The sequence below is a fragment of the Spirosoma liriopis genome (assembly GCF_023196085.1).
GTDB lineage: Bacteria > Bacteroidota > Bacteroidia > Cytophagales > Spirosomataceae > Spirosoma > Spirosoma oryzicola.
In genome coordinates this window covers 451,546-476,132 of the sequence record NZ_JALPRF010000001.1, presented here as the reverse complement: position 1 = coordinate 476,132, position 24,587 = coordinate 451,546, and the positions used below count along the sequence as shown (strand labels likewise).

At 50.7% G+C, this 24,587-nt stretch carries 23 protein-coding genes; 10 read left to right on the top strand and 13 right to left on the bottom strand.

What is annotated here, in order from left to right:
• Window positions 1-24: 24 nt before the first annotated feature.
• Window positions 25-1,158, bottom strand: a complete 1,134-nt coding sequence (locus tag M0L20_RS02025) for a spore photoproduct lyase family protein (RefSeq protein WP_248475392.1) — start codon at window positions 1,156-1,158, stop codon at window positions 25-27.
• A 245-nt stretch (window positions 1,159-1,403) separates the two neighbouring features.
• Here M0L20_RS02025 and M0L20_RS02020 point away from each other — a divergent pair, with 245 nt between their 5' ends.
• Complete coding sequence (locus tag M0L20_RS02020; RefSeq protein WP_248475391.1) at window positions 1,404-1,889, top strand: DinB family protein; 486 nt, start codon at window positions 1,404-1,406, stop codon at window positions 1,887-1,889.
• 47 nt (window positions 1,890-1,936) lie between these two features.
• Here M0L20_RS02020 and M0L20_RS02015 read toward each other — a convergent pair whose 3' ends face one another.
• The 4 genes from M0L20_RS02015 to M0L20_RS02000 all read right to left on the bottom strand — a co-directional run bounded on the left by M0L20_RS02015 (window position 1,937) and on the right by M0L20_RS02000 (window position 6,931).
• Window positions 1,937-2,635, bottom strand: a complete 699-nt coding sequence (locus M0L20_RS02015; RefSeq protein ID WP_248475390.1) for a porin family protein — start codon at window positions 2,633-2,635, stop codon at window positions 1,937-1,939.
• 163 nt (window positions 2,636-2,798) lie between these two features.
• A complete protein-coding gene (locus M0L20_RS02010; protein ID WP_248475389.1) occupies window positions 2,799-3,875 on the bottom strand; it encodes an aminotransferase class V-fold PLP-dependent enzyme in 1,077 nt (358 codons plus the stop codon).
• A 77-nt stretch (window positions 3,876-3,952) separates the two neighbouring features.
• Window positions 3,953-5,872: a phosphoglycerate dehydrogenase gene (gene serA / locus M0L20_RS02005; RefSeq protein WP_248475388.1), complete on the bottom strand. Its 1,920-nt coding sequence runs from the start codon at window positions 5,870-5,872 to the stop codon at window positions 3,953-3,955.
• 30 nt (window positions 5,873-5,902) lie between these two features.
• A complete protein-coding gene (locus M0L20_RS02000; RefSeq protein WP_248475387.1) occupies window positions 5,903-6,931 on the bottom strand; it encodes a YheT family hydrolase in 1,029 nt (342 codons plus the stop codon).
• Between the two features lie 356 nt (window positions 6,932-7,287).
• Between M0L20_RS02000 and M0L20_RS01995 the strand changes: the two genes are divergently transcribed.
• From M0L20_RS01995 to M0L20_RS01965, 7 genes are all read left to right on the top strand, one after another.
• Window positions 7,288-7,821 (top strand): DUF2911 domain-containing protein, encoded by a 534-nt coding sequence (locus M0L20_RS01995; RefSeq protein WP_232559149.1) that lies wholly within the window; start codon window positions 7,288-7,290, stop codon window positions 7,819-7,821.
• A gap of 224 nt (window positions 7,822-8,045) precedes the next feature.
• On the top strand, window positions 8,046-8,915 hold the full coding sequence (locus M0L20_RS01990; protein ID WP_232559148.1) for a hypothetical protein: 870 nt from the start codon (window positions 8,046-8,048) through the stop codon (window positions 8,913-8,915).
• Between the two features lie 460 nt (window positions 8,916-9,375).
• Window positions 9,376-10,104, top strand: coding sequence for a peroxiredoxin family protein (locus M0L20_RS01985; RefSeq protein WP_248475386.1), 729 nt, complete (start codon window positions 9,376-9,378; stop codon window positions 10,102-10,104).
• A 73-nt stretch (window positions 10,105-10,177) separates the two neighbouring features.
• Complete coding sequence (locus M0L20_RS01980; protein WP_248475385.1) at window positions 10,178-10,450, top strand: hypothetical protein; 273 nt, start codon at window positions 10,178-10,180, stop codon at window positions 10,448-10,450.
• A gap of 155 nt (window positions 10,451-10,605) precedes the next feature.
• The gene (locus M0L20_RS01975; RefSeq protein ID WP_232559145.1) at window positions 10,606-11,493 is read left to right on the top strand and encodes a cyanophycinase; all 888 of its coding nucleotides are present in this window, start codon (window positions 10,606-10,608) and stop codon (window positions 11,491-11,493) included.
• Between the two features lie 88 nt (window positions 11,494-11,581).
• Window positions 11,582-12,868 carry an O-acetylhomoserine aminocarboxypropyltransferase/cysteine synthase family protein gene (locus M0L20_RS01970; RefSeq protein WP_248475384.1) on the top strand — a complete coding sequence of 429 codons (1,287 nt, stop codon included), beginning with the start codon at window positions 11,582-11,584 and terminating at the stop codon, window positions 12,866-12,868.
• A 78-nt stretch (window positions 12,869-12,946) separates the two neighbouring features.
• A complete protein-coding gene (locus M0L20_RS01965) occupies window positions 12,947-14,416 on the top strand; it encodes a phytoene desaturase family protein (protein WP_248475383.1) in 1,470 nt (489 codons plus the stop codon).
• 21 nt (window positions 14,417-14,437) lie between these two features.
• Here M0L20_RS01965 and M0L20_RS01960 read toward each other — a convergent pair whose 3' ends face one another.
• Complete coding sequence (locus M0L20_RS01960) at window positions 14,438-15,325, bottom strand: SDR family oxidoreductase (RefSeq protein WP_248475382.1); 888 nt, start codon at window positions 15,323-15,325, stop codon at window positions 14,438-14,440.
• A gap of 171 nt (window positions 15,326-15,496) precedes the next feature.
• Between M0L20_RS01960 and M0L20_RS01955 the strand changes: the two genes are divergently transcribed.
• Window positions 15,497-17,476, top strand: coding sequence for a sialate O-acetylesterase (locus tag M0L20_RS01955; RefSeq protein ID WP_248475381.1), 1,980 nt, complete (start codon window positions 15,497-15,499; stop codon window positions 17,474-17,476).
• Between the two features lie 50 nt (window positions 17,477-17,526).
• Here M0L20_RS01955 and M0L20_RS01950 read toward each other — a convergent pair whose 3' ends face one another.
• The 3 genes from M0L20_RS01950 to yidD form a co-directional block, all read right to left on the bottom strand.
• Window positions 17,527-17,910: a DUF4174 domain-containing protein gene (locus tag M0L20_RS01950; RefSeq protein ID WP_232559140.1), complete on the bottom strand. Its 384-nt coding sequence runs from the start codon at window positions 17,908-17,910 to the stop codon at window positions 17,527-17,529.
• A gap of 122 nt (window positions 17,911-18,032) precedes the next feature.
• On the bottom strand, window positions 18,033-18,410 hold the full coding sequence (locus M0L20_RS01945; protein ID WP_248475380.1) for a co-chaperone GroES: 378 nt from the start codon (window positions 18,408-18,410) through the stop codon (window positions 18,033-18,035).
• Between the two features lie 473 nt (window positions 18,411-18,883).
• Window positions 18,884-19,093: a membrane protein insertion efficiency factor YidD gene (gene yidD, locus M0L20_RS01940; RefSeq protein WP_232562866.1), complete on the bottom strand. Its 210-nt coding sequence runs from the start codon at window positions 19,091-19,093 to the stop codon at window positions 18,884-18,886.
• A gap of 97 nt (window positions 19,094-19,190) precedes the next feature.
• Here yidD and lgt point away from each other — a divergent pair, with 97 nt between their 5' ends.
• Window positions 19,191-20,039 carry a prolipoprotein diacylglyceryl transferase gene (gene lgt, locus M0L20_RS01935; protein ID WP_232559138.1) on the top strand — a complete coding sequence of 283 codons (849 nt, stop codon included), beginning with the start codon at window positions 19,191-19,193 and terminating at the stop codon, window positions 20,037-20,039.
• 157 nt (window positions 20,040-20,196) lie between these two features.
• On the opposite strand, the gene M0L20_RS01930 is transcribed toward lgt, so the two are convergent.
• The 4 genes from M0L20_RS01930 to M0L20_RS01915 all read right to left on the bottom strand — a co-directional run bounded on the left by M0L20_RS01930 (window position 20,197) and on the right by M0L20_RS01915 (window position 24,469).
• Window positions 20,197-20,532: an MGMT family protein gene (locus M0L20_RS01930; protein WP_232559137.1), complete on the bottom strand. Its 336-nt coding sequence runs from the start codon at window positions 20,530-20,532 to the stop codon at window positions 20,197-20,199.
• 56 nt (window positions 20,533-20,588) lie between these two features.
• A complete protein-coding gene (locus M0L20_RS01925) occupies window positions 20,589-21,155 on the bottom strand; it encodes a DUF3109 family protein (RefSeq protein WP_248475379.1) in 567 nt (188 codons plus the stop codon).
• A 207-nt stretch (window positions 21,156-21,362) separates the two neighbouring features.
• Window positions 21,363-23,783: a LysM peptidoglycan-binding domain-containing protein gene (locus M0L20_RS01920; RefSeq protein ID WP_248475378.1), complete on the bottom strand. Its 2,421-nt coding sequence runs from the start codon at window positions 23,781-23,783 to the stop codon at window positions 21,363-21,365.
• A gap of 44 nt (window positions 23,784-23,827) precedes the next feature.
• Entirely contained in the window at window positions 23,828-24,469 is a 642-nt protein-coding gene (locus M0L20_RS01915) for an O-methyltransferase (protein ID WP_248475377.1), read from the bottom strand.
• Window positions 24,470-24,587: the final 118 nt, after the last annotated feature.

Below are 24,587 nucleotides of genomic sequence, written 5' to 3'. Positions count from 1 at the left end.
CTTCTAAGAGAGGGGTCAGGAAAATTACGTCCAGTAAAGCATCGGTGCGTTGGGAAAGCGCTTCTCCCATTCAGCATAAAAAAACGCTTTCATGTCTTTCATGTCGGTGGGTTGATAGACGTATTTGGTGCCGCCAAACTTGTTTCGCTTCTCGGCCCGGCCCGCTTCGTCCATGTCGAGCGAGGTATTTGGATACCATTGCATCAGCACGTCCTTGGAGCCTGGAGTAAACCGGTGAGTAATAAATTCAACCGTCAGGTCGCAAGGGAAGTCAAGATACGTTTTAATGCGTTCTAGTAGAGCCGTATATTCCTCGCGCCAGTTAGGAATGGGCATGATCGGAGCCAGAACTACGCCGACCCGATAGCCGCCACCGCCTAATTCGCGGGGAAGCGCCAGCTTTCGCATCGCCTGCAACCGAGCCTCAACCGAAGCCGTACCTCCTTCCAGCCGCCGGGCCACCGAGTCGGTATTCAAACTAAACCGGGCACGTGTCTGACCGTTGTGCTGTAAGTCTAGCAAGCTATCAACTTGATTATATTTAGAGACGAAGCGCAACTGACCTTGCTCACGCGTACCAAAATGGCGAATGCATTCGGCCAGACTACCCGTCAGGTGCTCAATACCCAGTACGTCGGTGTAGCAGCTAACTTCAAAGCTGGTGGGGCGGTTGGGATCGTGGCCCTGCCAGCTTTTGTTGGGCGGAAAGGTACCTTCGTAGGTAGCGGTATGCGCAAGCATCTTGGGCAGGTTTGCATAGGCACGAACCACGGGTGGACCGGCCAAACTACCCGCCAGATAGCAGTAGTGACAATGAGCGGGGCATCCTTCCGCCAGGTTCATTTGCCAGTCTGCTGACGGCGGAATGGGTTGCAAACGGAAAGCGCTCGGTGGTGCGTTGACAATGGCAAGCGTATTTTTAGCAATACGATAGGTCTCCCGCTCGTCTGCTCCACGCAAACCCGTAATGCGGTTGTTCTTAGCTACTTCGATGGGTAGATCAAAGGCCGAAATTCGTTCGTACATTGCTTGGCCAAAAGGCTCTTTCAACACATCGGCTGTGAAAACAACCCGTTTTGGCATCCAGACACGGGCTGATTTAACGAGCGGTTCTTTGGCCAACTGAGGCTTCACTTGTTCGGTTTGTTCACCAGTCATAACGAGAGTATATATGGAACAGCAGGAGGGGAAAAACGTAGCCCTGCTACTCTTTTATAACATAGTTTGGGACGTTATAAATCCATTTGGCTGATATTTGATAGGGTGTTATCTTGCTGATAACGAATAGTTTATCATTAAAATAAAAGATTATTTTAATGAAGCGTTAAATAAATATAAACCGTAATCTTAGAGGAAATGTAGGTATGGAAAATAGGAGCAAGACCGACATACAGAACCAGCTCATGACCGATTGTCGTGCTTTTATTGATGTAGCAAACGAGCGTTCTGAAGCTCAGTTTACACAACAAGTCGATGGAAAGTGGTCTGTTGCCGAAGTAATGCAGCATCTCTACCTGTCGGCCCGACCAGTTGCTCGATTGATGGCAGGGCCGCGTGAGGTTTTTGACCAATGGGGTAATGCAGACAGGCCATCCCGGCACTATGAAGAAATCGCGGCAGCTTACCAAAAAGTTTTAACCTTTGGCAACAAAGCCCCCGCAAGCATGTCGCCCCGCCCGGAAGATATGGAAGTGACGAAACAAGGGATGATAGATCGGTTTTCGGCCATTTACGCATCACTCGTGGAGGCTTCCGAAGGATGGTCAGACAACAACCTTAATACATTTCTTATTCCCCATCCTGTGCTCGGTATGCTGACCGTTCGTGAAATGCTGTATTTTACAAGCACGCATACGCAACACCACTTACGTCTGCTGCCAAAAACCTAAAAAGCCAATTCTTTTGAATTGGCTTTTTAGGTCAGTATGTCATTTGCTTACCGGGCAAGGCGTAGGCCCCGGTTACCCACCTGGCCAAAGTAATAATTGACGCCGAACTTAAGCCGACCCCCTTTACCACGCCCCAATGTTGGGTCAAATTTGTTGTAAAAGTTACCTTCGTAGCTTACCTCAGCTCCCAACCGGTGCAGAATCCAGAACATAACGCCTAGCTCTAGGCCAACACTGGTGTAGGTTGCCTTGGTGTCCGATGCGATATTTTCGGAGAATTCGCGGCCACCATTTAAACTCGCGCCAACAAAGCTGCTGACCCGCGTACGAAATGGATAATACCGGGCGAAAATACCAGCTTGACGCGCGTGGTATTTGTTACCAACGAGCCGATCATAGTCGAATCGTAGACCAGCCGCGAAGCCAGGCTGGAAAAAGTAGCCCAATCGAGCGTTGATGTCGGTGTACACTTTTCCGCTGGTTGCCCCAAACCCAATGCCACCGCCCAGGAAAAGATTGCCCGGCTGGAACCAGCTAAGCTGGTTGTCCTGCATGTAGTTGCGCGATTTTTCGATTTCCTCGCTTAGCTTTTCTTCTACCTGGTTCGCTTTTTGGCGAGCTTCCTGACGGGTACGTTCGTCGATCAGCGGTTTTGAGCGTTCCGTTGAGTCGGCGTTGTTCTGGGCATATCCTGCCAGCGAAAAACAGGCAAGAAGCGTAATCGTTGATAGCAGCTGTTTCATCATCGTTGAGTTTATGTATTTTTTATAGAAACGTTGACTTAGTAAACTGTAAAGGATAAAGAAGGTTTGCTTCGGCTGTTGGACGAGCGTTTGCCGCTACAAAACAGAAAAAGCCGCCTTAAATGAAGAAGACGGCTTATCCTTGAAAAGAGACTAAAACAAATTCTTATTTTGATAACTGCTTGATTAAGGCTTCTACCTGAACAAATGATGTTGCCGGGAAGTTGGCAATTCGGATTTGCGAGTCCTTAAACTTGCCGTAACCCGTTCCAACCACCATACCCGCCTGTTTTGCGTTTGAAATGACATCGGCAGAGGGTTTTTGGGTATTCGCAACGATAACCGTCTGTGACCGATGCCGTTCCTGCTGAACAAAGGGAGTATAGTCTGCCGAATCATCCAGGAACTTGTACAGCATCCGGGCTTTTTCTTCGGTTTGTTTGCGAATGGTGTCAATACCGATCTTGTTGAGATCCTCGGCTATTTTTCCCAGCAGGTAGATGAACAGCACGTTTGGTGTAGCGGGCGTTTCAAATGTTTTGTAATGACTCCAGAGCGTAGGCAGGGTATGATGCGCCCCGACGGTCATGCTGTCGTACTTCTGTAACCGCTCCGCCTTTTCAAGGCAGGTTTGACTGGCAATCCATACGCCCAAACCGGCTGGCATACCAAACGCTTTCTGGACCGAGAAAAACGCCGAATCGACCAAACTATAATCCAGATCAGGGTAGGGGGCCGACGAAACCATATCGACAACGACCAGCTTCTTGGCGTATTTGCGCTTGATTTTGTGAATGTCCTGCGTACGTGTCTGCACACCCGACGAGGTTTCGTTGTGGGTCAGGCAAATCAGTTCGGCGTATTCCGGCACCTCAATTTCGTTGGCATCGAAACCTTCGCCGAACGGCTTTTCAAAGACATGAGCGTACTTGTGCAGCGCGTTGGCGTAGTCGTAAAACTTTTTCGAAAAGGACCCGTTGACGAGGTGAAAGCTCTCGTGCTCAACGCAGTTGAACAAGATGCGCTCCCACACTTCCGAGGCCGAGCCGGTAAAAAAAATGCCGTGCGTTTCGGGAACGTTCAACAACGTGCGTAGTTGCTCGTCGGTGAATTTGTAGATATCCCGGAATTTCTGGCTTCGGTGCGAAATTGACCCAAGCTGCTCGTCCATCGCCGTTTGAAGGTGCTGATAGATGGTTGGATACAGCTCAGCCGGACCGGGCGTAAAGTACGTTTGTTTCATAAAGAGCCAAAGAGTGAAAGAGCAATCAAGCGAAAGAGTGTGTCGGTCTGTTGATCACTCTTTCGCTTGGTTACTTTCTAGTACAGAAGTCTAAACTTAATCGTCTGGTCGATTTTTTTGAGGTCTTCAACGACCTCATCGGCATATTCTTTGGCTACATCGGTGATCACATAGCCGATCTGCTCATTCGTTTTGAGGTATTGGCCGTGAATATTGATGTTGTATTTCGCAAAGATATTGTTCATCTGCGCCAGAATACCGGGTACATTGGCGTGAACGTGCAGCAGCCGGTGCGACTCCTTCAGCAGCGGCAACTGAATCTCAGGGAAGTTGACACTACCGTAGGTGCTGCCGTTGTTAATGTATTCAAGCAATTTGGCCGGCACAAAGTTGCCAATGTTCTCCTGCGCTTCTTCCGTACTACCGCCAATGTGTGGCGTCAGGATGACATTGGGCTGATTGCGCAGCGCATTAATAAACTCTTCGTTGTTGGTTTTGGGTTCGTACGGGAACACATCAATTCCTGCCCCCCCGATCTTGCCCCGCTCAATGGCATCGACCAGCGCCGGAATATCGACAATGTGACCCCGCGACAGATTGAGGAAAATAACCCCGTTTTTCATTAACCCGAATTCGCGGTAGCTAATCAGATTTTTGTTTTCCTTCCGACCGTCGGTATGCAAACTAATGATGTCGGCGATGGCCAGCAGTTCGTCCAGCGATTTGCACTTGCGGGCATTGCCGAGCGCCAGTTTATCGACTACATCGTAGAAGTATACTTCCATACCGAGTGCTTCCGCAACGACCGACAACTGCGTTCCGATGTTGCCATAGCCGATCAGTCCGAGTTTTTTACCCCGTACTTCGAAGCTATTCTTAGCCGATTTGTCCCATACGCCCTGGTGCATCAGGTTGCTCTTGGGAACGATGTTCCGAATAAGCATGATGATTTCGCCAACCGCCAGTTCAACGACCGAGCGGGTGTTGCTGTAGGGCGCATTGAAAACCGCGATACCGCGTTCGGTGCAGGCGGGTAGATCAATCTGGTTGGTACCAATGCAGAACGCGCCGACCGTCATCAGTTTGTTGGCATGTTCCAGTACCCGCTGTGTTACGTTGGTCTTGGACCGGATACCCAGAATCGATACGTCGCGGATCGCTTCGATGAGCTCATCTTCGTCCAGCGCACCTTTCCGGATTTCGACGTTAAATCCTTCCTGTTCAAACAGTTTGACGGCAACCGGGTGCACGTTTTCGAGTAGCAAAACCTTGATGCGGCTTTTAGGGTACGATTGGCTGCGGCTCAGATGGTTATGGTACAGAAATTCGTCCAGCGAAGGAGCAATAAAGTCGGCCTTTTCGACGACGCGGGGACGCATCACATTTTCGGTGAACGCGTAGAACCGATTGGCCAGACCAGCCGCCCGGATTTCGTAGTCGGTATACCCATCGCCAATGACGTACACTTCGCCGTCGAGTTTCAAGTCGCGAATCACCTGCGATTTACCACCGTTTGCCGAAAGCGGATTCTCGCGGTCAAAACCAACAATACTACCGGCTTCGTCGAACACGAATGTATTGGCAAACACGTTTTCCGCCAGCACGCCCAGTGACGTGACGATTGGAACGATAAACTCTTTGAACCCATTGGACACGACGTAAATCTGATCGGCATTCTCGGCCAGAAACTGTTTGTTTCGCTGGAACGAGTCCGAGATTTTTCCCATCAGGGTCTCGATCAGCGCCGGAAGATGATCGCGGTGGGCTTTCAGCAGATTCAACCGTAGTTCGAGCGATTCGGTGAACGAAATTTCCCCCGACATACCCCGGTCAGTGATCGATTTGATCTGATCCAGCACGTCGTCGCGGTCAGGGCGACCAATAAGCGAGATCTCGCCCAGCACATCTAAGGCTTCTACCTTGGTAAAGGTGCTGTCGAAATCGATGATATAATACGTTTGTTCGGTCGAGCCGACGTTCGGTGATTTGGTGAGCATGGGTGAGAAACCGCTATCGCAGCGACTTGATTAATCTACGTATGGTTGTGTCAAATTAGATTCTAGTAAAAACGATGCCGCCCGTTCTTCGGACCAGTAGGTACCGTTGATGCCACCGGTTCGCGGTGGAAACCCGCAATGACCGCCTTGCTCCGGAAACTCCATCCATACGGTGGGTAGTTCCCGCGCCAGCTGCTCGGGAAAGCATTCCGGCGACAAAAACGGGTCATTTTTCGCATTGACAATCAGCGTTGGAACGGCGATGCCCGGTATGAATTGCAACGAGCTGCTCCGTGTGTAGTAATCGGTTACGTCGCGAAAACCATTCTGCGGAGCGGTAAACAAATCGTCAAACTCCCGAATCGTTCGCACTTTCCCGATTCGTTCCGTTGGAAACACCCCCGGCATGACCGCGGCTTTTTGCAATACCTTTCGTTTTAGCGTTCGGTTGAATCGGTAATTATACACCAGGCTGTCCCACTGTTCGAGCCGGTGGGCCGACCCAAGCAGATCAACCGGTACCGAAAACACCACCGCTTTCCGAATCGCTGGATGAAGTGATTTGCCCTGTTCGCCGAGGTATTTTAAGGTTACGTTCCCCCCGGCGCTGAAACCCATCAGGTAAATGGTCTGATAGCCTTTCGAGAGCGCGTATTGAATGATGAAGTGAAGATCACCCGTTTCGCCGATGTGGTAGAAACGCTGCTGGCGGTTCATTTCGCCACTGCACGAGCGGTAATGCCAGGCCAGACAGTCGAAACCCTGTTTGGTTAAGTAACTAACCATTCCGGCCAGATACTGACTCGTTGAGCTGCCTTCCAGTCCGTGAGAGAGGATAACCAGCGGTTTGGAACGCGCTACGTCGCTTTCCAGCACGGCGTCCCAATTACTTTGTTCTCCACTCCAGTCCAGGTCTAGAAAATCATCATCGGGCGTTTCGATCCGTTCGCGGTTGTAGGAAACCGTAACCTTGCGAAAAAGCGAGGGAATGATGGTTTGCAGGTGCCCATTCCACAAACGGGCAGGCGGCTGGTAACTCGACGGCGCAATCAGCGGCATTACAACACGCGGGTGATTGAAACCGCAAAGGTAAAGAAAACGATGAAGCAGACCATTATTTTATGCAGAAACAATCCTTCATCGACCGGCAGAACAGCCAGCAGCCATAGCAATCAGGTTTGTAATTCCGTCTGGAAAGTACTGGTTACTGGAATAACTAGCCTTGTTCAGCCGCATTTGGAGAAAAAATTGCAGAGGTTTTAAAGTAACAGAATAGCAGAAAGTGGGAAGGGTTGCAGGCCGTAAGGCCAGTCAGTAAAAATCCAGTTTGCACCGGTAATCTTTACAGACCTACCCGAAAACTATCGCTTATTTTGTAACGTACATAATACAACTAACCAAATCAATGTAGTAGGATGAAAAACCTGATTGCAGTATTTAGTTTCCTGTTCGCTATGGTATCACTGGTGCAGGCGCAGGATAAAAAAGCGCCAGCGAGTCCAAAGATCACCGCCGAAAGCCCCGACAAGTCGATCAAGGTCGTTTATGGTCAGCCGTCCAAAAAAGGTCGGGTTATTTTCGGACCCGAAGGATCGACCAGCTTGGAGAAATACGGTAAAGTATGGCGGACGGGAGCCAACGAAGCGACCGAAGTGACGTTCAAGAACGACGTAATGTTCGGTGGTAAAATGGTAAAAGCCGGTACGTACACACTGTACACGATTCCTGGTGAGAAAGAATGGAAAGTACTGCTGAATAGCACGCTGGGTCAGTGGGGAGCGTACGATTACGAAAAAATTAAAGGTAATGACGTCGCTATGGTAACCGTACCGGTATCAACTGGTAAATCACCAATGGAGAAGCTGACGATTACGCCATCGAACAGCAGCATCGCCATCGCATGGGACAACATGACGGTATCGGTGCCTGTAACGAAGCATGGATCGTAAGCTTACGGGCCCATCCGGACGCTTTAGTTTTTAAAATTAAAAAGTACACCCAATTGCTCACAGGAGGAGCTGGGTGTACTTTTTGTAAGAAAAGAACGGAGCCAATTCCATCGCTTTTGAGTAACCAGGGGTCTATCTTGCAACGAGCGCATTAAAATTTGCGTAAAAAGTTAACAGACAGCAAATTAAGTAGTTACTTTAGTGAACAACCTCAGTCGTATTGGATGATGAAACGCTACCTTCTTTTTTTACTTATAACACTGGCTGGCTGGCCTGCCTTTGCGCAGAAAATGGCCGACTACTACCAGCTTCCCAGTGCGCAGCGCCAATACGATCGGTTGCTTACTCGCTATGGCGGTGCCTACACCCGCGACCGCTGGTATGTGTCGTTGAGCGGGTTTGTGCGGACAGACCGTGCTAAACTTGATAATTCATTCAATGGCCTCCTGTACAGCGATCGCGTTACAACATTGGCGGGTAGTGCATTGGTCGGCTGGTCTCACCGTGAGCAATGGGCGGTTGAAGCAGGCTATGCCAATATGCCTATCCATACGGAGGTGGTTGTCAACAGTGCTTCCTATCCTTACGCATTCCGGTTTACGAACAACAGACAGGGGTTCGTCCTGCGCGGAAAACGAATGATTTTGTCAACTAGTGGCCCCTGGCGTCGTTCCGGATTTTGGCTGACGGGCGGCCTGTGGCTGATGCCCAACAATGGACAGGATAAAGGGCAGTTTGCTTTAGCGGGTTACGGAAATAAAGATAGCCATTGGGAAAAGCCGGATACGATCCGATTGACCGGTCGTACCGCCTTGAACACGAATCCAACAGCTATGCTCGAAACGGGTGTCGAATACAATCTCCGGCTTAGCAACCGATTCGACATGGGCTTTGCGGTTCATAAACTATGGGGGCTGGGAAATTCACTCACGACCAACGTATCTTACTTTCTTAATGGGCGTGATGTACAGCAGGCTCAACTGCTTGGAACGGGTAGCGGAATGAGCTACGGCGTAACACTTCGCTATAATTTTGTCGTTCGCCAAACACTAGCACACGTGCTCGATGTACAGGGTAAACAGCGCATTAAGTAGCAGTAACCTAGTATAGTTAGCTTTACAAAATGAATAGTCTATCGAGTTTTAGGGTTGATAATCAGGCTGTTGATATTGAAAAAGTCTGACTTTTTTACCCGAAAAATTTGCGAAACAGAAAAATACTGTTCACCTTTGCCCATGAACTTAATAGACTGAGTCATCAGGCAGTCAATTACAAGGATGAACACGCAAGCATTTCAACCGGTATTTTCTTCTGAAATATCCGTTTCTCGGTTTCGAATGTGCGCCTTGCACATGGCTTGCTGTTGTTGATTCTATTCAATTTCGATTCCTCTGTATTACCTCTGCTCACAGCGAAATTTATCACGTCAACTGGTGTGTAAATCAATCCCTCACTAGCTTGACAAGCAATAACTGATTTTTATTTACAACAATACACTACTAAATATATAGGATATATATTTTATCCTATAAGGCAGCTAAAACACAAATACCTATGACACTCCAATTTCAAAATGAACTCGGTGATTTTCGGACAGTTATTACAAAGCCTCGTCAGTCCAATACGGACGTACAACCGTTGAAAACAGGCGACATCGCTCCTTTTTTTAGTCTCTCGGGTGGGTCCGGCGACTGGAAGGCTTCCAATTTTAATTACCCTAAGCCCGGTTCTGGACAGTCCGTTTCTCTGCTGGATTTAGTAGCTGAAAAACCCGTTGTTGTTAGCTTCTACTGCCCATGCTGGGGACGGTACGCTGGTCCTTACCTCGAATCGCTTATCCGGCTTAACGACGCACTTCAACAGATCGGGGTCGAGTTGGTTGTTCTTTCGATCGAATCGCCACAAGCGTTAGCGCGTCAGGGGAAACAGCTGGATTTTCTATTCGCTCATGATGCCGATCAGCAGGTGTCCCGTCAGTTTGGGGTTTACAATGAAGACAGTCCCGTCTGGGATCGGGTATCCGGGATCTCCGACGAAGCGTTTATCCCGGCTGTTTATGTGATTGGCTCAGACCGCCGAATTGAGTATGATTTTCTGGATGAAAACTTCGATACACCCATCGACATTGATGAAATTATTGCTCAGGTCTGGTCGCTCATTCCCGTTGAGTTAGAACTTAACGATAAGCCGCTAAGCCGATTAAATACCTACGCCCAACGATTTGTTGCTCTTTGGGTGCTGGGGTTTCTCGCGGCTGCTGGTACGCAGTTCCTCAATCCATAAGCGTAAATTCTGTCCACGAAGACAACTGAGATAGGCTACTATATTTCCCAAGCCGGAAACATTTATTCGATCCGTGATTAATAATTCTGACAAGCCACTGGCCACCTTTGACAAATTGCCATTTCCTGAGCAGGCAGCAACGATTTGGCAAAAAGGTCAGCCAGTGGCTACCCGTCATCTCCCTGATTTCCGGTTGCATTTGTACGCGGTTGACCTGCTTTTTGTTGAGATGTGGGTATGTCGGCGTCGGTTTGTCGTTACCTTGTTTCGAACAATCACGGATACGGATGATCTTTTGCCCTACGTTGATGAGCGTCCACTTATCAATCTGAATGCGTATACATAATCGCTTAAACCGCTTTGATGATCATCGTAGAAGTCAATCCTTTTCTCAATCAACACATAACCTGCACTTATAAAGCTTGCTAAAATGGATCACCTGTGCTGTCTCTTGTGTTCAGCGTCGGTGTTGACAAGACAAAGTAACCTCCTCTAAAACCAATGAATAAAGTATCTACCCTCATCCTCTTTTTTGCTTTACTTTCCTCGCTGAGCAACGCACAAAACCAACTAAAGACCGTAGGACCCGAAAAGGGTTCATTGGTTATCGTTGGTGGTGGAAATATGGCACCCGAACTTTGGAGCCGATTTGTCGAACTGGCGGGTGGACCAGCTGCTGCGAACATCGTCATCATTCCAACGGCGGGCGAAGACTCGTCGGCCAGTAAGGCTCCGCGTGAAACCGAACGGCTGCAAAGTCTCGGCGTAAAAAACATCACTGTGTTGCACACCCGCGATCCGAAAGTCGCCAACCAGGAATCGTTTGTCGCGCCGTTGAAAAAAGCTACGGGGGTGTGGTTCGTTGGTGGGCGGCACTGGCGATTGACCGATTCTTACCTGAACACACTAGCCCACAAAGAATTTAACGCGGTGCTTAGCCGGGGTGGTGTTATCGGAGGAACCTCGGCCGGTGCGACTATTCAGGGTTCGTTTATGGTCCGGGGCGATACGAAAGGAAACTCAATCATGATCGGTGACCACACGCAGGGACTCGATTTCATCCATAACGTGACCATCGACCAGCACGTACTGCGTCGTAACCGCCAGTTCGACCTGATCGACGTAATCAAATCACGACCAGAATTGCTAGGCGTTGGTATCGACGAAGGAACGGCTATCGTAGTGCAGCAGAACACGTTCGAGGTAATCGGTGCATCGTATGTCGCGGTCTATACGGCGGAACAGATCGCTAACAACGCCAAATATCCATCGGGACAGAACAGTACCGGTGGGCCATTTTTCTTTCTCGGAAAAGGACAGAAGTTCGATTTGCAGGCGCGGAAGGTAATCAACCAGCAGCCGGTACGGTTTAACGAGCCCGCCAAATAGAGTATAACCGCAGCGATAATTCGTTTCTGATTTACTCAACGACACTAAATCGAATCGTAACCTTCAACAAAACCCAGTACCTAGTAGCATGAAATTTGAAACGCTCCAACTGCACGGCGGACAGCAGATCGATCCCACAACAAACGCCCGGGCGGTGCCCATCTACCAGACCACTTCCTATGCTTTCAACAACACAGAGCATGGCGCGAATCTGTTTGCTTTAAAAGAGTTTGGGAATATCTACACCCGAATCATGAACCCAACCGGCGATGTGTTCGAGAAGCGCATTGCAGCACTGGAAGGGGGCGTTGGGGCATTAGCCGTTGCGTCGGGCCATGCGGCTCAGTTTATCGCTATCAACAACATCACCACTGTTGGCGATAACTTCGTCACTACGACGTATCTGTACGGTGGGTCGTACAACCAGTTCAAGAATTCATTTAACAATATCGGTGTAGAAGCCCGGTTTGCCGACGGGGATAAGGTCGAAAGCTTTGAGCGACTGATCGACGACCGGACAAAATTCTTGTATCTGGAAACGATTGGTAACCTCGGCTTCAACGTTCCCGACTTTGACGCATTTGCCCGGCTAGCCGAAAAATACGATTTACCGCTTATTGTCGATAATACGTTCGGAGCCGCCGGAGCCATCTGCCGCCCGTTCGATTACGGCGCTCATATCATCGTGGAGTCCGCTACCAAATGGATTGGCGGCCACGGCACGACCATCGGCGGGGTCATTGTTGATTCGGGTAAGTACAACTGGGGCAACGGCAAATACCCACAGTTTACGCAGCCATCGCCGAGTTACCACGGACTGGTTTTGAATGACGCGTTCGGCGTTGGCGGACCGTTTGGCAACATTCAGTTCATTATCCGGGCCAGGGTAGAAGGTTTGCGCGACTGGGGTCCCGCCCAAAGTCCGTTCAACTCGTTCCTGTTGCTTCAGGGCCTTGAAACACTTTCGCTTCGCATCGAACGCACGACCGAGAATGCCCTGGCGCTGGCGCAGTGGCTTCAGCAACAACCGCAAGTTGCATCGGTCAATTATTTGGGTTTAGAAACCAATCCGTACCACGAACTAGCCAAAAAATACCTGCAACGTGGTTTTGGTGGTGTGCTTTCCTTTGAGCTGAAAGGCGACAAAGCGCGGGCTGAAAAATTTGTCAACAGTCTAAAACTCATCAGCCATCTGGCGAACGTGGGCGATTCAAAAACGCTGATCATTCACCCGGCTTCAACGACGCATTCTCAGTTAAACGAAGAAGAACAATCGGGGGCGGGTGTAGCGCCTACCGCGCTACGGGTTTCGCTGGGTATCGAACATATTGACGATATAAAAGCAGATATTGAGCAGGCGTTTTCCCAGTTGTAACTGGTCAATAGCCTCTGGTTTGGCGTCTTTGGAGTAACGCCAAACCAGAGGCTATAAACTATAAACAGTACATGTATTTTGAGTAAGCCCGATTACGATGCGGTTGTGGTGGGTTCCGGACCGAATGGACTAAGTGCGGCAATTACCTTGCAGCAGGCCGGTCTATCCGTGCTCTTATTGGAAGCCAAAGCCGACATTGGCGGAGGATTGCGTTCGGCAGAACTGACGCTTCCCGGCTTTGTGCATGACATTTGCTCGGCGGTTCACCCACTGGCGGCTGGCTCACCTTTTTTCCAGCGTCTGCCACTGGCCGAACACGGTCTGGAGTTTATTTACCCACCCCTGGCAGCGGCACATCCGTTTGACGATGGAACGGCAGCGGCATTGCGCTCATCCGTTGAAGAAACAGCTCGCTTTCTGGGGACTGACGAACAGGCGTACCTGCGTTTACTGGAACCGCTGGCGCGTCACTGGCCGACGTTGGCTCCTGATGTGCTGGGACCTTTACGCTTTCCCAAACACCCCATCGATCTAGCGCTGTTTGGGTTGGATGCCTTGCCCTCGGCGGTGCAGTTGGCGAAGCGATTCAAGACCCGAGAAGCCCGTGGTTTATTTGCGGGTATGGCGGCTCACGCTATTCAGCCGCTCTCGAATCTGACGACTTCAGCCATCGCGTTGGTGCTAATGACGACGGGTCATTTACGCGGCTGGCCGGTTCCCAAAGGAGGTTCGCAGGCTATCGCCAATGCGTTAGTATCATACTTTCAGTCGATTGGCGGTAAAGTTGAAACCAACATACCGGTTCGCTCGATAAGCCAGCTACCGTCCTCGAAGGTAGTCGTGTTCGACGTGACGCCGAAGCAACTGCTGGCTATTGCGGGGGATCGGTTTGCGTCCGGCCCGCTCAACCGGTTGTACCGCTGGCAGCTGGAGCATTATCGGTACGGAATGGGTGTGTTCAAGGTCGATTGGGCACTGGACGGTCCAATTCCGTTCACCGCTCCCGAATGCCGACAAGCCGGAACCATTCATCTGGGAAGCACACTCGAAGAAATTGCGGAGGCCGAACGGCTCACGTCACTTGGCCATCACCCGGATCGGCCTTATGTATTGCTGGCGCAACAAAGCCTGTTTGATTCAACGCGCGCTCCGCAAGGGAAGCACACCGCCTGGGCTTACTGCCACGTACCCAACGGGTCGACGGTTGACCGAACGGAAGTAATTGAACAGCAAATCGAACGGTATGCGCCTGGTTTTCGGGACCGGATTCTGGCCCGGCATACGATAAACACCGCCCAGCTGGAAGCGTATAATCCAAACTACGTGGGGGGGGACATCAACGGTGGTATTATCGACATCCGGCAGTTGTACACGCGCCCGGTGGTAACCTTATCGCCTTACCGGACATCAGCGCCCGGCATTTACCTGTGCTCATCGTCTACGCCACCGGGTGGGGGAGTACACGGTATGTGCGGTTATCATGCGGCTCGGGTTGCCCTACGCGAAGGATTCGGTTTGCCCGTGTCGGTTCCACTAGCAACCGGGTAAAGTGTATTGTAACCATTCGGTTTAAGGCAGCCAGGCCGCGCGGTGGTCAATAGCAAATTGCTCGAATGTAATCGGTGGACGACCCAGCAGTTGTTCAGTTTCATTCGTGAGGTCAGCGGCTTTGCCCAGTCGCGCTACGGTGTAAAGGGCCGTTTTAACCAGTGTATGCGCTAACGACCTATTCTCCCGGTGCCACTTCTGCCAGATGAATTCTAGCATAGACGGATTTTTATAGATAATCTGACGATCCAGCACCCGGCTCAGTAACTGGGCAATCTCGTAATAAGTCAACGCGTCGGAACCGGTTAGTTCGTACCCTCTATTCCTGTATTCATTGCTTTGGCTTGTCAGTGTCCGGGCGGCAACGGCAGCTACATCACGTACGTCAATCAAACTGGTACGACCATTGCCAGCAGGTACAAAAATCTCGTTGCGCAGTCGGATTTCGGCGCGGTGGGTATGGCAAAGGTTTTGCATGAAAAAACTGGGCCGAAGAAAGGTAAATGATAATCCGGCCTCGACGATAAGCTTTTCAATCGCATGATGCGGAACGATCGGATTGTGTTCTACACCCTGTAATGATAAAAAAGTTACGTGTCGAACGGCTGCCTGCTTCATCGCAGCTATAAATGGCTTAAAATAAGCCTCTACATCCGACAATTCGGTCGGCCGGATCAGCAACACGCGGGTAATACCCGTGAGAGCCGAAGTGAACGTATTCGAATCGGTAAAATCCAGTTTGACAAAACGATCCGGCAGAATCTGCATTAGGGCTTCTGCGTTCGCCGGGTCGCGCACAGCAGCTATTAACTCGACAGATGATCCAGTGGTATCTTTTCTCAGCGCGAGTAGCGTTTCTCCGCCTACATTTCCCGTTGCGCCGGTAATCAGGATGCGTTCGTCTGCCACGTTCGTTGAGAAAAAAACTGGATAAATAAGGAAAAAAGCCACTTTTAGGCTTTAGTACGTACAGTACCACGCTCAATGAGCGCTCGATTAGCTTTATCAGGTACCCGGTGTCCAATGTTTCATGGTCGATGTAAATTAGCCGACGAATAATCAACTAAATCCTGTATATGAATGAAAGGTTTTAAATGGACTGTCTTATTGGTAAGCCTTCTGGGCTTGGACACTGCCTGGGCCGATGTTCGATTGCCCCGTGTGTTTGGTTCGCACATGGTGTTGCAACGTCGAAAACCAGTACCCGTGTGGGGGTGGGCCGATGCAGGAGAGAAAGTAACCGTTACTTTCAACAACCAGACAAAAACGGTCAAGGCAGGAAAGGAAGGAAAATGGAAGGTACTGCTTGATCCGATGGAAGCTGGTGGACCTTATCAACTGACGGTAAAAGGCAAAACGAATGCGGTCTCCTTCGATGATGTGCTGTTGGGCGAAGTATGGGTTTGTTCGGGCCAGTCGAACATGGAATGGCCATTGCAGGCCGCTACGAATGGTAAAGAAGAAGCAAAAGAGGCCAACTATCCAACTATTCGCCAGTTGTCGGTGAAGAAAGCTGTTAGCCTGACGCCGAAAGATGACATCGAGGGTGAGTGGGCGGTGTGTAGTCCCAAAACGGCACCAGGATTTACCGCCGTTGGTTATTTCTTCGCCCGGCAGTTGCAGAAGGAACTGAACGTACCGATCGGCCTGATCAATACGACGTGGGGAGGAACTCATTCCGAGACGTGGACTAGTCGGGAAGCGCTCAACCAGAACGACGAACTTCGTCTTGTCGCCAATAAGCTTCCTGCCACAGACGACGAAGTAATCCAGAGCGGTAAAGAACGAATTCGCTTGCTGCTGGAAAAGCAGCAGGGCGGATTGCCGACTGCTGCCGAAGAAAAAAAATGGGCAGATCCTACCCTGAATACCGACCAGTGGAAATCCATGAATCAACCCAGTGACTGGGAGTGGGGCGGTTTACCCACCCTCGACGGCGTGGTGTGGTTCCGGCGGGAGATAACCATACCGGAAGAGGCTACGCTTAAAAACGTAACGCTTCAGTTCGGCTCTGTTGATGATAAGGATTCTACGTTCGTCAATGGGCAGTTCGTCGGGGGAGCAAAATGGGGCCAGCCGCGTTCGTACATTATACCTGACGGGTTGCTAAAACCGGGTCGAAATGTTATTGCCGTTCGCGTTACCGATGAAAGCGGTGCGGGTGGCTTTGCCGGGAAACCTGAGCAAATGCAGCTTACCGGTGACAATCTAACTATTCCGCTGGCCGGGCCGTGGAAGTATCGGGTAGCGGCTGTGTTTCCGTCGTCGTTTAAACCTGGCCCGAACACTTACGCCACACAGTTGTTCAATGCCATGCTCAATCCGTTAATTCCGTACGCGATGGAGGGTGTTATCTGGTACCAGGGCGAATCAAACGCGGGTCGTTCCTATCAATACCGAAAAGCTTTTCCGCTCATGATTCAGGATTGGCGGCAGCGCTGGGGTAACGATTTTCCTTTTCTGTTCGTGCAACTGGCTAGCTACAATGCATCCAACGGTAACAGTCAGCGTGGCAGTGGTTGGGCCGAACTCCGGGAAGCACAAACGATGACGCTTCAATTACCGAATACGGGCATGGCCGTAACGTCGGACATTGGTGAGTCGAACGATATTCACCCGAAAAACAAACAGGACGTTGGCAAACGGTTGGCTGCCGAAGCGATGCGGGTAGCCTACAGCGGAGCTGCCAAAGGAGAAAATTCAGTAGGTGACGCTTCGCGCGGCCCCATGTTCGATGCTATGCGCGTGGACGGAAATCGGGCGGTACTGACGTTTCGGAATGTGGGCAGTGGCTTGCTGGTAAAGGATAAATACGGCTACTTAAGAGGCTTTGAGGTCGCGGGAGCGGACCAAAAATTCTACTACGCCAAAGCCGACCTTCAAGGAAATACGATTATTGTCCACGCCGATTCAGTAACGGCACCGGTTGCTGTCCGGTACGGCTGGGCTGATGACAACGGTGATGTGAATTTGTACAATAAAGAGTCGTTTCCAGCGGTGCCGTTCCGTACAGACACCTGGAAAGGAGTGACCGAAGCAACCAAATTTGGCGATCAATGATTGCGCAGGCGGTAACTAGGGTTCAGGAGGCTATGTTAGCCTCCTGAACGTTACTCGTGTTTCTGTTCCTGCTTCCGCATGGGCATACTGTCGATTGTATCGAACAGGTCCTTTGGCGAAACGGGCTTCATGTATGTTTGTTTGACCCCACCGTCTTTGCCGATGAGCCAGCCGATAAAATCTTCGGAAGGAACCAGCTTGTAGTCATGCATCAAAAACTGGCGGTCGGGTTCCTGTAGGAGGGAAGCAACAATGACGATCACATCGAGATCCCGCTCATCGAGGCCATCTCTTACTTCATTGAGGGCTTCCTGTTGTTCGATAAGGTAGTGCTGAACATCGTCGCGGCCATAGAGGAGCAACACGCGCCGGTGGTCTTTCTTTTCGCTTAAAATCGCCCTGAGCGACTTCTGCTGATTTGCTGTACTTTCCATACTTGGGATGAGTCCGATTAATAGAAGAATCAGAAGTATCAACCAACGGTAGCGCATAGTGTTTCAGGTAAGGCGGTTGCCAGACCGCATAAAGCGAAAAATACTACGGCCAGCCAGCCGCCTTACAACAAATCTTCCGACCGTTCCAGCATCAGTATCGACGACTGCGGCACAATGACGTACTGCTCGCCTTCGTACTGCAATTCGATGGCGTTTCGTTGCAGATAAAGCGCTACATCGCCTTCCTGCGCCTGAAGTGGCATGTACTTAACTTTCTCTTCAGTTTCTTTCCACGGCTCGTCGTCAGTGGGGGAAGGAATAGGGTAGCCCGGTCCCACCTTAATAACATAACCCGACTGAACTTGTTCGCGCTCCTGCACCGTCGGGGGCAGGTATAAGCCGCTGACTGTCCGATCCGTTGGATCTTTGGGCTTTATAAGCACCCGGTCGCCTACCACGATCAGGCGTTTCAGTTTATTGTCTGGGGTAATGTTAACCATGTCAGTTAGTAATCAATAAGTAATTGTAAAGGCCAACAGCAACTTTAAGGCAAAAGCGACGTGAACCGACAAATTGACAGTTATTTCGTTCATCGTTTGCCGCCCAGCGGTTGACTACAGCAAAAGCCAATTTTTTGAGTGATAGTTGAGCTATTTTGCATCTGCTTCAACAGCCGTTGGTACAATACTTGAATGAACAGCAATAGTTTAGCGAAGCAAAACAGATACACGTCACACATGAAACTAAATCAGGCCGTCGTTTGGCGCGTTATTTCAGCCCTGTTGGCGTTAGTCGTTTCGTTAAGCTTTTTCTGGTTATCGTTTTCGAGACCGGACTACGCTAACGCTTTACTCTTTGTAAGCTTTGTCATTCAAATCGTGATTTACATTGCTTACAAAAAACGGTTTCCCTGAGTCCGCGTAGCCTACAGTCAATCGCTTAAGCGGCTCTCAGTGGTAGGCTGCCCCGTTGATCACGGAACGGGGTCGTATCCCTGCCCGCCCCACGGATGGCAGCGACCAATCCGTTTCATGCCTAGCCAGCCGCCCCGTATGGGACCGTGTTTCTGAATGGCTTCAATGGTGTATTGCGAGCAGGTGGGGGTGTACCGGCAGGCATTAGGAAAATAAGGAGAGATCGCGGCCTGATAAATCCTGACCAGCCCAATCAGAATTGATTTCATCATGCGCCTATAACACGAAAACAACGGAAAACTTTCCCGCAATCCGTATCTTTGCCCGCCGTCGCTCGTTACTAATCGGCGTTGACTCTGATTCATTATGCTGCAATACGTGATTTGGGACGTTAATCCCGAAATTTTTCACATTGGTTCGTTTTCAGTGCGCTGGTACGGACTGTTGTTTGCACTGGGTTTTCTGATCGGGATGCAGATTATGACCTACATCTTCAAGAAAGAAAACAAACCCGTTGCTGATACCGACACCCTTCTGATTTACATGGTGGTGGCCACAATTTTGGGCGCTCGCATTGGTCACTTTCTGTTCTACGAACCCGAAGTTCTGTTTAAAAATCCACTCGAAGTGATTCTGCCGCCGTACCGGGGGCTGGCCAGCCACGGCGCTACTGTTGGTATCCTGACGAGCTTATGGCTGTATTCGCGCCGGAAAGAAAGCCGCCTGACGAACCAGTCGTTTCTTTGGGTGACCGACCGAATTGTCATTGTTGTAGCATTGGGTGGTGCCAGTATTCGCCTGGGTAACCTGATGAACTCGGAGATTGTCGGTCGACCAACGGACGTCCCCTGGGCGTTTGTGTTTATGAATAACAGCGAATACGCCAAGATTCCGCGTCACCCGGCACAGCTTTATGAGTCGCTATCCTGTCTAGTTATATTTTTTGTTTTGCTGTGGTTCTGGAATCACTATAAAGAGCGCACACCACGCGGCAGCATGTTAGGTATCTTCCTGATCTGGGTGTTTGGCCTTCGGTTCTTCTATGAATACCTGAAAGAAAACCAAGTGCCTTTCGAAGATAGCCTACCGCTAAACGTAGGTCAGTTACTGAGCATCCCGGCGGTGTTGATGGGCATTTATTTTCTGGTACGCAGCTACCGAACCCCGGTTGTATTGGCGGAGCCGGACGATACGCCAAAGAAAGTGCGGTCCTGACAAGGCCATCGTTCGTTTTACCAAAAAAGGGACCATTGAGGTCCCTTTTTTGGTGTCTGGCTTGTTCGGCCCGTTCACTGAAAAGAATAACGGGCGCAAGCCTGTTTTAAATTCATGTGAGAAACCGGGTGAGTTTGACCCAACGGCGAAGTGCTGGCTAGAGGGTCAGTTCTAGAGAAGGGTCCCAAAGCCGCTTTTCAAAATCGACTACCCGGTCGTCAACTACCGCTACGCCTTCATCTTCCAGCAGTTGCTGCATAATGGTTGGACCACCGAAAAAATGCTTACCCGACAGCACGCCGACGCTATTGACAACCCGGTGTGCCGGTACATTCGGATAGTTGTGGCTGCCGTTCATGGCCCAGCCAACCATGCGGGCACCGGCCCGTAAACTCAGATAACGAGCAATAGCGCCGTACGTCGTTACGCGTCCTTTCGGAACCAGCCGCACGACTTCGTACACTTCCTCAAAATAGTTGCGCTGTTCAGGCATATAGACAGAAACCTGTTGGCTAACGACTAGGCCGATCAGCCAACAGATCACATACACTATTCTTTTTCCTCAATGGCTTTCGTTAGCTGACCGTACCATTCCTCGCCGTAAGCTCGGACCAGGGCTTCACGGACAAACTTGTAAATAGGAACGTTTAGCTGTTCGCCGAAACCACAGGCTGGACTACAAATCGGCCAGCGGTCGTAGTTGAGCGCATGGAACGATTCGTATTTGGTAACGCGAATTGGATACAGGTGGCAGGATATGGGCTTCTTCCAATCAACTTTTCCGTCGTTGTAAGCTTCCTCAATACCGCATTTCAAAATACCCCGTTCGTTCCAGGTGGCGTATACGCACTCCCGACCACCCACGGTGTTCGTGACAAAACCGCCGTCGCCGTCGGATTCGTATCCCCCGCGCAGCTCTATTTCCCGTATGCCTTCCGGCGACAGATACGGTTTTACATCATTAAAAATCCGGTCCAGAATAGCCGGTTCGTCGCCTTCGAGTGGAGCGCCCATGTCGCCCTCAACGCAGCAGGCTCCTTTGCATTTATCTAAGTTGCAGACAAAAAACTTTTCGGCAACGTCGTCGCTGATGCACGTATTATCAATCAGAATCATAACTATGACGCGGCTCAAAACCGCTGTATTGAATCAGACGCGGCTTTTAGACCGCGCTCGTTAAATAGCTCAGGAAAAGGATTGAACGACCCTTACTGGTATCTGCTCCCGAACGATTGTTTTCTTACGTAAAGATACACACGATAAACGACAAAGCCGCCCCTAACCATAAGGGCGGCTCTGTTGATTTGATGACGTTCCGTTGGGCTACTTCACTATTTTGATCCGTTGGCCTTCCTTAACGGTGTTATCCGTTAGGTTATTCCACTCCTGAATCTGTTCGATGCTGACGCCGTACTGTTTCGAAATGCGGAACATTGTTTCACCTTTTGCAACGGTATGGTAGGTAGCGGTTCCCTGGGATGCCGTCGCTGCCGATTTGGTTGGTGCCGACGCGACCGGGCTACCCGCTGCTTTTTTGACGACCAACTGTTGACCAACTCTCAGTCCGTCGTTGGCTGTCAGGTCATTTAGGGTCAATAATTGATCAACCGTGAGACCATAGAGTTTTGAAATACTGTAATAGGTCTGACCGGGTTCTACCGTGTGCGTCGAAGCCGTCCGATTGGTGCTTGTAGCCGCTGGTGTCGCTGGACGATTCATGACCGATGCCGACGGCTTTACGGGTTCGGGGAGTGGCTTCTCGGCGGGCGGAGTCGAGCGGGTTTCGTTCTTCACCACGGCTGGTGAACCAGAGCGGGCGGGCGGAGTCGATGGAATGGTCAATGAGCCATCGGCCTGCTGTTCGCGCGGACCTTCGTAAGAACCCCGTTCGGGTTCCGGCGCTGGGGCTGTTCTGACCGGACGATTGCTGGCATACGTATCCGACGACTTTGTCGCCTTGGGCGCTGCAACGGGCGAATCTGTAGCGCGCTCCGCAACGGGTGCAGCCGGTTGTTCGCGCTCTGGAGTGGTTGCAACCGGAACCGTGCGTGGTGGTTCGGAGGAGTCGGGCGTACGAACGATTACTACACGTTGCGAGCCTTCGTTGTTCGTTGACCGATTGGGTTGAGTTGACGCGGGCTGACTGCTGGGGGCTGGGCTTTCGAACGATGGACTCGTCACTGTGCGCGTAGGTTCGGGCCGGGGGGCTGTGGCCGGTTCCGACGTTCCATCATTCGGCGTGACACCGCCACCAACCAGTTTTGGCTGGTACATTTTGCGCTCCGACGCGTTCCGGGGAACATTTCCCAGTCCATCTACCGACCGATTCGGGTTGGTTCTTTCTGCTGGCGCGCGGTCGGCTACCGTTGCCTCGGTTCGGGTAGGGGGGGTAGGTGTCTGATCGTAAACCGGTGGTGTTGGGGTATTGATAATCTCAACGGGTTTGTTGGCGGGCCGGCGCTCGCGAAGCCACATCACCCGACCTACCGTCAGCTTCTGAAGGCGGTCGAGCCGGTTATAACGCATCAGTTTCTTAAGCCGGATACCGTAGCGTTGCGAAATACTGCGTGAGGTTTCATCCTGACGAACGGTATGGAAAGGAACCAGTGCCTTTTTCATCTTCTTCGCCAAGTAATACACGTCGTTGACAATGATCGGGTCCTGTTCGTTCATATCATTGTAGCGCAGGAAGCTCGACAGGCTGATTTTAGCCTTGCGCGCCAATGACGCACTGTTGTCTCCGGCCTGGGCCTGAATACCGGGTAAACCGTTGATTTCGTACAGAATTGGATCGCTTTTGCTAGTCCGACCGGTTGTTACCCGACGCAACACCGGAAATCCAACGTCGTTCTGGACAAAATCAGGTCGTTTTTTGTCGCCGACGTTGACAATTTTCTGGCGGATGTCATTAATCTGGTTGTTGGCAACGGGGATTGCCATCACGTAGGCTTTGTCGGTTGGGACGCTTTCGCCCTGTACCCAACGGTTGTATTTTCGCAATTCAAATTCATCGACTCCCAGCTCTTCGGCAATGGATTTCAGTGTTTTGCCCCCGCCGTTACCGTATTCGATCAAGGCGAACTGATTGCCAGCCTGGTGAAATTTCAGGGCATTTTCAATCGCAAGTTTGTGGGCGAAGAAGCGTAGGATGTAGCGGTCCGTACGGCCATCGAGCGCCACTTCGCGGGCGTAGGACCAATCGGGAGGAATCAATTTGGAAATACCGCCGGTGCCGAGGTAATAAGAGTACAGCGAAGCGACCCAGTTGTTGAACTGTGTATTGCTTCGCTTCAAATATTTTGCGGCACCGTGGGTCGAAGCCGTAATGCTTTTCCGTTCATCAATCTCGTCGTCCACGCGCAATCCGTGGTCGGTTGCGGTTTCGCGCTTGAACTGCCAGTAGCCAACCGCCATCGATGTTGACACGGCGTCGGGTATAAGTGAGCTTTCCTGAACGGCCAGGTATTTGAAGTCCGTTGGTACGTCCTCGTCGATCAGAATTGCTTCGATCATCGGAAAATACAACGCTATCCGGTCCAGTTTGGCGGTCCAGTATTGTCGGTTAGAGAGCAGCGCGTTGACATCCTGCTGGATGATGCGTCGGGCATCGGGATCGAACCGGACCGAAATGTCAGCAAACGTTACCTGTTCGGGTACAACCGGTATCGATGTTGATGTTTGAGCCGTTGCAATCAGGCTAATTAGCGTGAATAGAAGGGTGAAGGAATACGTCAATGTTCTCATAAAGTCTGCGTACCGCTTCGGCGGTTTGTTTGGTCAATCGTAAGTCAGCGTTTGCGGATCAGCATAATCCCGTCGCGGACGGGCAACAGCACGTTTTCGACGCGCGGGTCGTCCTGAACCTTTTGGTTAAAAGCCAGGACAAGAGGGGTATCGCGATCAGACAGTTTTATGGGCTCAACAACCTTGCCACTCCACAAGACATTGTCCGCCAAAATAAAACCGCCCGGTCGAAGTTTGTCGATAATCAGATCAAAATACAGCGCATTGTTGCGCTTGTCGGCGTCAATAAAAACCAGATCGAAGGTTTCGTCGAGGGTTGGAATAATAGCCGAAGCCTGCCCCAGATAAAAGTCGATTTTAGCGCTCAACGGCGATTGCTGCCAGTAGGAACGGGCAAAATCCTCAAGCTCTTCGTTATGGTCGATGGTGATTAGTTTACCGTCGTCGGTCAGCCCTTCCGCAAGACACAGCGCTGAATAACCCGTGTATGTACCGATTTCGAGAATACGCCGGGGCCGGATCATCCAGGAAATCATCGACAGGAATCGCCCCTGCACATGCCCCGACAACATTCGGGGGGCCATGACATGGGCACGGGTGTTTCGGTTAAGCTGGCGCAGCAAATCGCTTTCGGGCGACGTGTGCGCTTCGGCATAGGCAGTAAGGTCAGAGGGTAGAAAATCCATTCGGCTGACATGGCTATGCCTTCACGGAAAGTGAGTGGCATGAACAATGGGCTGTTTAAGTAAAAGTAATTGTTTTTAGGAAACGAACGTCGAATTTGGTTTCGTAGTACCTAAAATT